Origin of the sequence: Mycobacterium sp. NAZ190054 (assembly GCF_001545925.1) — a bacterium.
Classification (GTDB): Bacteria; Actinomycetota; Actinomycetes; order Mycobacteriales; family Mycobacteriaceae; genus Mycobacterium.
This window is the reverse complement of the sequence record NZ_LMVQ01000142.1, coordinates 1-9,092: the sequence shown is the minus strand read 5'-3', so window position 1 is coordinate 9,092 and position 9,092 is coordinate 1. Positions and strand designations below refer to the sequence as shown.

Annotated in this window: 9 protein-coding genes; all 9 read left to right on the top strand. The window is 62.2% G+C overall.

Annotated elements, in window-relative coordinates; genetic code table 11:
- On the top strand, positions 1 to 758 hold a 758-nt coding region (locus ASJ79_RS11960; RefSeq protein WP_197420181.1), incomplete at its 5' end, for a CoA transferase.
- A gap of 180 nt (positions 759 to 938) precedes the next feature.
- On the top strand, positions 939 to 1,580 hold the full coding sequence (locus ASJ79_RS11955; RefSeq protein WP_067955363.1) for a TetR/AcrR family transcriptional regulator: 642 nt from the start codon (positions 939 to 941) through the stop codon (positions 1,578 to 1,580).
- Positions 1,581 to 1,914: 334 nt separating this feature from the next.
- The gene (locus ASJ79_RS11950; protein WP_067955361.1) at positions 1,915 to 3,186 is read left to right on the top strand and encodes an amidohydrolase family protein; all 1,272 of its coding nucleotides are present in this window, start codon (positions 1,915 to 1,917) and stop codon (positions 3,184 to 3,186) included.
- A gap of 94 nt (positions 3,187 to 3,280) precedes the next feature.
- Positions 3,281 to 4,192 carry a cyclase family protein gene (locus ASJ79_RS11945; RefSeq protein ID WP_197420180.1) on the top strand — a complete coding sequence of 304 codons (912 nt, stop codon included), beginning with the start codon at positions 3,281 to 3,283 and terminating at the stop codon, positions 4,190 to 4,192.
- A 75-nt stretch (positions 4,193 to 4,267) separates the two neighbouring features.
- Positions 4,268 to 6,190: an NAD(P)/FAD-dependent oxidoreductase gene (locus tag ASJ79_RS11935; protein WP_082753794.1), complete on the top strand. Its 1,923-nt coding sequence runs from the start codon at positions 4,268 to 4,270 to the stop codon at positions 6,188 to 6,190.
- Entirely contained in the window at positions 6,142 to 7,053 is a 912-nt protein-coding gene (locus tag ASJ79_RS11930) for an enoyl-CoA hydratase-related protein (protein WP_197420179.1), read from the top strand. The genes ASJ79_RS11935 and ASJ79_RS11930 overlap by 49 nt, the downstream gene beginning before the upstream one ends.
- 12 nt (positions 7,054 to 7,065) lie before the next feature.
- The gene (locus tag ASJ79_RS11925) at positions 7,066 to 7,887 is read left to right on the top strand and encodes an enoyl-CoA hydratase/isomerase family protein (RefSeq protein ID WP_067955354.1); all 822 of its coding nucleotides are present in this window, start codon (positions 7,066 to 7,068) and stop codon (positions 7,885 to 7,887) included.
- 2 nt (positions 7,888 to 7,889) lie between these two features.
- Positions 7,890 to 8,732 carry an enoyl-CoA hydratase/isomerase family protein gene (locus tag ASJ79_RS11920; protein WP_197420178.1) on the top strand — a complete coding sequence of 281 codons (843 nt, stop codon included), beginning with the start codon at positions 7,890 to 7,892 and terminating at the stop codon, positions 8,730 to 8,732.
- The coding region (locus ASJ79_RS11915; protein WP_197420177.1) for an acyl-CoA dehydrogenase family protein at positions 8,725 to 9,092 on the top strand (368 nt) is incomplete at its 3' end. The genes ASJ79_RS11920 and ASJ79_RS11915, both read left to right, overlap by 8 nt.

The following is a 9,092-nucleotide window of genomic DNA, read 5'->3' as shown; positions in this document are numbered from 1 at the left end:
GGGTCACAGGTCATGCGGAGGCAGATGCGCCGCGAATCCCTCGTGGCCCATGCGATCCCATCGCCGGCTATCACGCGGCCTTTGCAACACTCGTTGCGCTGTGGTCGCGAATGCACTCGGGGAGCGGCGCATTTGTCGAAGCGGCGATGGTGGAGGCGGCTCTCAACGTAACCGCTGAACTCACAGTTGCGTACGGTGCTTACGGCACGCTGATCGTACGTGACGGCAACCGCAGCGCCGACGCAGCCCCTCAAGGGCTCTACGCGTGCCGGGGCTTCGAGCAGTGGCTTGCGCTGTCGGTCAGCACCGATGCGCATTGGGACGCGCTTCGGCAGCTGCTGGGCTCGCCCGCGTGGGCCGATGACCCTGCGTTGGCGACCCTCGAAGGTAGGCGAGCCGACCACGACCGGATCGACGTCGCGCTGCAAGCGTGGGCGCAAGATCAAGACTTGGACGACGCCGTCGAGGTTCTCGTCGCAGCCGGCATTCCGGCCGGCCGCGCGACTGACCCCAGACTGACCGGGGCCCACCCGCAGCTCGCTGCACTTGGTTTCTTCGAGGAGGTCGACCATCCCGTGGCTGGTTCGCACCCGGTTAGCACGTTGCCGTTCCGCTACAGCACCGTGGACAGGTGGATCCGCCGCCCAGCGCCAACTCTCGGAGAACACAGCCACGAGATTCTGCGCGACCTGCTCGACCTCGACGATTCGCAGATCGATGACCTCGAGAGGCGGCGAGTCACGGGAACAACTCTCTAGATAGGACTCGGCTCGCAGGGCGGAGCGCCAATAGCTCGGACCAATGGGTCGCTATCCTAGCCATCTAATCAACCTGGCTCGTGGTCGCCCAGAGCCCCATTGTCTGCGAGGTCCAACATGCCGACATCTCGGAAGGCCGGAGGCCCGGTCGACGATGACAACGGCGAAATCAGGCGCCGAATGACCGGAGCCGAACGGCGCGAGACGATCCTGCACGCGGCTCGGATTTCCTTCTTGGAGGCCGGAGACATCGGTACGACGACGACCCGCAGCATCGCGGCGCGTGCCGGCGTGACCGAAGCAATGATCTACCGTCACTTCGAATCAAAGGACGAGTTGTTCAAGGCTGCTGTCGTCGACGAGCTGGATCGCGTACTGCTGGCAGCAGTCGATCGAGCCGCTCACCTCGAACGGGCACAGTCCACCGGCCAGGAGGTCTCGACGCTGGCCGGCTTCGTCGCTGAGCTGATTCAGATGATGGACGAGGTGGGCCCACTGCTGGGACTTGTCTTGTTTGGGCCGCCCGAACGAGCACAGGTTTTCTATTCCGAGCAAATCGTGCCGTTGGTGGCGAAGCTCGAAGCGGCAACCCAGCCCTACCTCCAAAGTCGGCACTCAGAACAGCTTCCGGTGGGTGCGTTCGTCCGATCTCTGCTCGGCATCACGCTCATGGCCTCGATCCAACGACGGCTCGGCGCTGACCCGACTCCGCTCGACGCGATGGCGCACGAACTTGCCGCCATGCTGTACCACGGCGTAGGAGCCGTCCCCTCAGACGAGCGGCATCTCGATGCGGGACCCGCGAACAAGACCCGCCGTTGACGGTGTCGGCGTAAGTCACGCGACCTCGCACGCGACAGTAATCGTTGCGCCCGGACCGGTCCCACGGCGATAGCTGCTGACCAAACGCAGCAACAGAGTCATTGCGCTGCAGGCGGTTTCGGTGCGTTCAGGGCACCGGCCCGCAACGCTAGACCCGGATATCGCACGCATCGTCCTGTTGGTGCCCGCTGCACAACTGTTGCTCGCTTACGCCCGCACCGTTGAACGCGGCACTTCCTTGACCTTCCCCAAGTGCTATGAGACGATTTGGTTTGTCTGCGTTTACTTACCTAATGCGCGCATGGCGGGGACCGCGATCGACAGGAGTTCTTCGATGGAAATGAACGACATGATTCTGGTCAGCACCGACGACCACATCATCGAGCCGGCGGACATGTTCGACGATCGCATGCCCGCCAAATTCAAGGACCAAGCGCCGAAGATGACACAGCTTCCCAACGGCGTCGATACCTGGGAGTTCTGCGGACAGAACGCCGGTGCGATCGGCGTCGGCGCGGTTGCCTCATGGCCGAAGGAGGAGTGGGGCATGGACCCCGTCGGGCACGCCGAAATGCGTCCCGGCTGCTATGACATCGATGCGCGCGTGCGCGATATGGATGCCAACGGGATCGCCGCATCACTGAACTTCCCCACCATGGCCGGATTCAGCGGTCACTACCTGGCCAATGTTCCAGATAAGGAGCTTGCCAGTGCGGCCATTCGTGCCTACAACGACTGGCACATCGACGAATGGTGTGGCAGTTACCCGGGCCGCTTCATTCCGCTGTCCATTCTCTCGCTCTACGACCCAGAGGAGATGGCTCGCGAGATCCGGCGGGTTGCGGTCAAGGGTTGTACGGCCGTCACGCTGCCCGAAGTGCCCTATCTGCTCAACCTGCCCAGCTTCGGGTCGGATTATTGGGAGCCAGTCTTCAAAGCCGCGTGTGACACGGATACCGTGCTGTGCTTGCACATTGGGCTCGCCATCAACATCATCCCGAACCCCGACGGATTCCAGCCCGGCCGTTTGATCATCATGGGCGCGCAGATGACGGCCATGACGTTCAACGATCTGCTGAGCAACGGTGTCTTCGCGCGCTTCCCCACCCTTAAGGTCGCATTGTCCGAGGGCGGCATCGGATGGATCCCGTTCTACATGGACCGAGCCGACCGGCACGTCGAGCAGCACGTGTGGACCGACGTACCCGGCGCGAGCGAGATGCTTCCCAGCGAGGTTCTGCAGAAGAACACACTCGGGTGCTTCATCACCGACCGCAGCTCGCTGCGGATTCGTGACCGCATCGGGGTGGATTCGATCGCGTGGGAGTGCGACTACCCGCACTCGGATTCGACCTGGCCACTGTCGCCGGAGATGCTGTGGGACGAGCTCAAGGAAGCCGAGTGCACCGATGAGGAGATCCACAAGATCACGTGGCAGAACTCCTGCCGCTTCTTCCGGTTCGACCTGACGAAGCATCGTCCGTTCGCTGAGTGGACGGTGGGCGCGTTGCGGGCCTCCGCCACGGACGTCGATGTCAGTGAGACGTCCAAGGCCCAGTACCGCGAGAGGTACGAAGCACGGCACGCCACGACGGTCGACGCCTAGGCCGAGCGCACCGCGGATCGTCAATTTCGTTGGGCACTTCGGGCGGTCTTTGCGCCGCAGCGGCAGGCATAGATGGGAGCACACCCGCATGGTCGTGACCAAAACCCTCACCGAAGAGGACGTGGTCGGTTTCATGCAGGACCTCAGTAACTGGGGTCGGTGGGGCGACGACGACGAACTCGGCACCCTGAACTACATCACGCCTGAACGGCGTCGGGCCGCGGCAGCGGAGGTGACCCTCGGTCGTTGTGTGTCGCTGGCACACGACATCAACACCCAGCAGCAACCGAACAATCCGCAACCGGCGATTCACTTGATGCTGCACTCGCCGTACGCACCGGTCGATTTTTTGGGCCTTCCCATACACGGAGTCTCAACAACTCACATCGACGCCTTGGCGCATATGCACTGGGAGGGCAGCGCCTACAACGGCCGCCCGCTCTCGGACCTCTCTCACCTAGGTGCACTCAGCAACGACATCGTCGCGTGGCGTGACGGAATTGTTGCCCGTGGTGTCCTGCTCGATATTGCAGCGGCTCGCGGCGTGCCATGGCTCGAGGCGGGGACATGGGTCCACGCAGAAGATCTCGAAGCAGCGGAGCAGTTCGGCAATGTGCGCCTCGAATCCGGCGACATCCCCATTGTTCGGACCGGGCACTGGGCCCGAATGGAGACCGAAGGTTGGGAAACACCCGACATCGCCGGGCCGGGCAGTGTGCGCACCGGGCTCGCCGCGGACTGTCTTCCGTGGCTTCACGAGCGCCAAGCCGCAGCATATGGCGGGGACTGCGTCGAACGGTATCCGTCAGGTTTCAATCGGGTGCTCGCACCGCTGCACATGATCGGCCTGGTGGCAATGGGTTTGCCGCTCGTCGACAACGTCAGCGTGGAGCCCCTTAGCACCGTCTGCGAACAGGAGAAGCGCTACAGCTTCCAACTCATCATCGCTCCCTTGCGGATCCCAGGCGGGACCGGAAGCCCGGTCAACCCAATCGCAATCTTCTAACTCAAAACCGCATCAGACCCAATCCGGCGTCCCGGCCCGGCCGGCGTCGCCGCCAAGAGCAAAGGATGTCATCGCTTGGCGCAGTGGAAGCAAATCAATGCAAGCGATGAGTTCATCCGCGAAGCGCTCGCGCAGGCGGACCCGATCGTCTTGCGCGTCATCCTTCACCAGCTCGGCGACAGCGCCGCCGACGACGTCGAACTGGTGACGGTCCCCGGCCCGCTTATCGGAACAATGTCGATGGTTGCTGATCCAAGCACCATCGCCAGACTTCAAGACCGGATGCTGCACCATCTGCGCCGCAGTCGGGATGAGGGCTTTGAGTTCCCAGGTTTCCCGTCGAGCCGATCCGAGCTACATCGCCTCGTTGAAATGGCGATCTGCGCTCCGGTGTCCGACAGGGATCTGGATTTTTGGATCGAGGAAGCGGCGATTCGGCCGATGCAGCGCGAGGTCGATTGGGGCACGGTGCCTTCGGAGGCGCGCGAGCAGTTCAGCGTCGTGATCATCGGCGCCGGCATGTCTGGGCTCAACGTTGCGATCCAACTCAAGCGTGCCGGCATTCCGTTCGTCATCCTCGAGAAGAACGCATCGGTTGGCGGTACTTGGTTTGCGAACACCTACCCCGGCATTCGCGTCGATGTTCCGAGCAGGGTGTACTCGTACTCGTTCGAGTTCGACTACCCCTGGAAGCACATGTTCGCGCCCCAGTCCGAACTACATGCCTTCATCGAGCATGTTGTCGACAAATACGACCTGCGCGGACATATCCGCTTCGAGACCGAGGTGCGCGCGGCCGAATGGGACGACGAGGACCAGGTGTGGGTCGTCCGTACAACAACGGCGTCTGGGTCATCTGAGGTTCTGCGGGCCAACGGTCTCGTCAGCGCGGTCGGATTGCTCGACCGGCCGCGCATGCCCGAGATCGAAGGGATAGAGACATTCGCCGGACCCAAGATCCACACGGCAAATTGGGATCACAGCGTTGAATTGTCTGGTTTGCGCGTCGCTTCGATCGGAACTGGCTCGAGCGGCCTGCAACTAGTGCCCGATCTGGCCCCTCTGGTCGAACATCTGACTGTCTTTCAGCGAACTCCCGCCTGGGTCGTCGGATTCCCGGGCTACCGCGATCCACTTCCCGAGCACGCCGCGTGGCTCGACAGCACCGTCCCGTATTACGCCAACTGGTCGAGGCTGAGACTCGCATACGCGTTTGGCGACCACCTCGCGCCGTATTACGAAATCGACGCGGCATGGCAAGGTGACGGTCCGGACGTTAGCGAGGTGAATGCTCAGCTGGTGGCGCGCCTTCGTGGCTACATACGCGAGAAGCTGGACGGCCGAGAAGATCTGATCAAAAAGTGCACACCGGAGTACGCCCCCCTGGCGAAGCGGCTCGTGCTCGATAATGGCTGGTTCGATGCGTTACTGCGAGATGATGTCGAGCTCGTCACCGAACCGATCGCGCGCATCAGCGAGAAAGGCATCGTGCTCCAAAGCGGAGAAGAGCTCGAATTCGATGCGATCGTCTTCGCCAGCGGATTTCGTGCCAACGACTATCTGTACCCGATCGAAGTGCGGGGACGGGGCGGCCTGCCCCTGACCGAGTTCTGGAAGAAGGACGGGGCGCGCGCCTATCTCGGGATGATGATGCCGAACTTCCCGAACCTGTGGTGCATGTACGGGCCAAACACGAACCCGAAGAGTGGCAACCCGATTCAGCTGAGCGAAGTGGCGACGCGGTATGTCGTCGGCTGCATCAAGGCGATGATCGAGGAAGACCTCAGCTCCGTGGAGATCCGCGAAGATGTGTTTGACAAGTTCCAGGAAGCGCTGGATGCGGCACTATCCCAGGCGATCTGGTCTGATCCGCGCCAGAAATCCTACTACCGCAATGAATTCGACCGTATCGCTGTGATGTCACCCTGGCCCGCCCTCGACTACTGGCGGTGGACGACCGAGCCGCAGCTGAACGAGTTCGTCGTCACACCAAAATAGAGATTTCGGAGACCGCTTTGTCCGAGTACACGTCGATCATCTACTCCGTAGAGGATCGGATCGCCCGAATCACGCTGAACCGTCCCGACAAACGCAACGCGATCAACACCGCGCTGCGGCTGGAGCTGCTGGATGCGTTGAAGGCAGCTGAGTCAGATGACGAAATCCGTGTAATTCTCATCGAGGGCGCTGGAGCCGGATTCTGCAGCGGCTACGACCTCTCCCCAGACCGCAGCGATCGTCCGTCTGAGTACAAGTCGGCCCGATGGTTTGACGGGTGGACAGATCAGGTTCAGCGCACGTATCTTGAGAGCTGGATGGCCATCTGGGACCTCCTCAAGCCCGTGGTCGCCAAGGTGCACGGCGCGTGCCTGGCCGGCGGAACCGAACTGATGTCGATGTGTGACATCGCATTCGTCGCCGATGACGCGCGGCTCGGATATCCTGCCATGCGTGGGCTCTCGACGCCAGATGTCCAGTACTTTCCGTGGAAGCTCCCCATGTCCCAGGCGAAATACCTGCAACTGACCGGGAATTCCGTCAGTGGTAAACGAGCCGCGGAGATCGGGTGGGTTGCCAAGAGCTTTCCGGCCGATCAGTTGGAAGACGCAACGATGCGTGAGCTGCGGGCGTTGGGGTCGATCGAACCCGACATATTGGCCGCGAACAAGCTCTGCTTGAACCAGACTTACGAAATCATGGGCATTCGGACCGCTTTGGCCACCGGTGCGCAATGGCACACCTTGAGCTCACCGGCATATCGCCCAGGCGGAGTGGAGTTCATCAAGATCGCGCAAGAGCAAGGACTTAAAGCTGCCTTCGAATGGCGCGACGCTCCCTTCCGCCGCGAAGGCATTGATTAGCAAAGGAATACGATGTCTACTTCGAACAACTCAAACTCGGCCGAGTCATTCAGCTATACCTCCATCAATGTCGAACGCGACGGTGCGGTCCTCGTGCTGACGTTGAATCGACCCGACAAGCTCAATGCGGTCAACAGGGCTCTGCACCACGAACTCGAGGCCGCCCTCGTCGCTGCGGACAGTGATGAATCGTCGAACGTCATCGTCCTCACCGGTGCCGGGCGCGCCTTCTGCGCCGGCGGCGACACTTCCGAGCAGGCCGATGCCAAGGAGTTCATGCGTACCAACCGGAAGATCAGAAATGAGACCCAGCGCTTCATCGAGACGCTGCTTCGTGTCGAGAAGCCGATCGTCGCCATGGTCAACGGCCCAGCAATCGGCCTCGGAGCAAACATCGCGTTGCTCAGCGACATCATCGTTGCCGCCGAAGACGCAACGATCGCAGACACGCATACCAAGGTTGGCCTCGTCGCAGCCGACGGCGGCACTGTCGTCTGGCCGCTGCTCATCGGATTCGCCCGGGCGAAGGAGTTACTTCTGTTCGGCAAGCCGCTTGACGGCAAGACGGCTGCCGAGCTGGGCTTGATCAATCATGCTGTACCAGCCGACGAGTTGAGAGCCTTCACGATGACGATCGCTCATCAGCTCGCCGCCCTCATGCCGTACTCGGTGCGGGCCACCAAGATCACCATGAACCGGATGCTGCGACACCAGGTTCTCGACCAGATGGATGCCTGCTCTGCCTGGCAGTCGATTGCGCTCCAGAGTGACGATCGGCTTGAAGCATTCCGCGCCTTTCATGAAAAACGCTCACCCAACTTCACCGGGAGCTGATGGTGTCGACTACCTACGGCGATGAGCCACCGGTGATTTCGTCACGTCCGTTGGCCGGCGTCGCGTTGGTGACGTTGAACCGCCCCGACTCGCTGAACGCATTGACGCCTGAGATGTTCGACGCCCTTGCCGACGCGCTGCGGATTGCCGACGCCGATGACTCCGTTGGCTGCATCGTGATCACCGGAGCGGGCCGGGGCTTCTGCGCCGGCGGCAGCACCAAGGTAATGGCGTCCCTGCACGACGAGAAACCTGCAGCCGAGCCGACCACCGCGGAAGCCTTCGAGCAGTTCGAATCTGCCGTCGCGACACTGCGCGAGCTGGCCGAAGCGACGGTAGCTCGGATATACGGGTCTCGACGACCGACGATCGCGCTGGTCAATGGCCCCTGTGCCGGCGCGGGTATGGGCCTGGCCTGCGCTTGTGACTTCCGTATCGCCTCGGAATCCGCCATCTTCACCACCGCTTACGCCAACGTTGGCGTAAGCGGTGATCTCGGAAGCTCGTACTTCCTTCGCCACCTCGTCGGGCCCTCCAAGGCGCGCGAACTCATGTTCACGGCGGCACGAGTCGATGCGGCCACCGCGGCGTCGATGGGCCTGGTTGGGGAAGTCGTGGCCGACGATGAACTGTTGGATCGCGGGCTTGAACTCGCCGAGCGAATCGCCGCCGGCCCTATCCGTGCCTACGGACGCATGAAGGATGCCCTTCGTGCAGCCGAAACGGCTACTTTGGCTGAGGTTCTCGACATCGAGTGTCGAAATCAGGTGCTGTCGGGCCGGACCGTTGAAGGCCAACAAACGCTGCGCGAGTTCATTGCCCGCAAGGCGGCCGCCCGTGGCTGACCGCGAACGCCCACCGGTACTGCCGGTCATGCTCGACCTGACGGCCGAGCAGGAGTTGCTCCGCACGGAGTCTCTTCGATTCGAGCGCCGGCGCTGCCCACTCGAGCGTGTCCGCGAGCTAGCCGAAACCCGGGGATTCGATCGCGAGTATTGGCAGCAAGCCGCCGAGTTGGGGTGGTTCGCAGCCCTGGTTCCCGACAGTCTCGGAGGCGGCTCAGTATCCGGACGCGGCGTGCTGGATGCGGTGATCATCGGTGTGGAACGCGGTCGTCTGCTTCAACCAGGCCCCTTCGTCGGGAGCAACGTCGTCGCCTGGGCCCTGGCGTCTGATGACACCGGTGACTGGACGACCGTGATCGA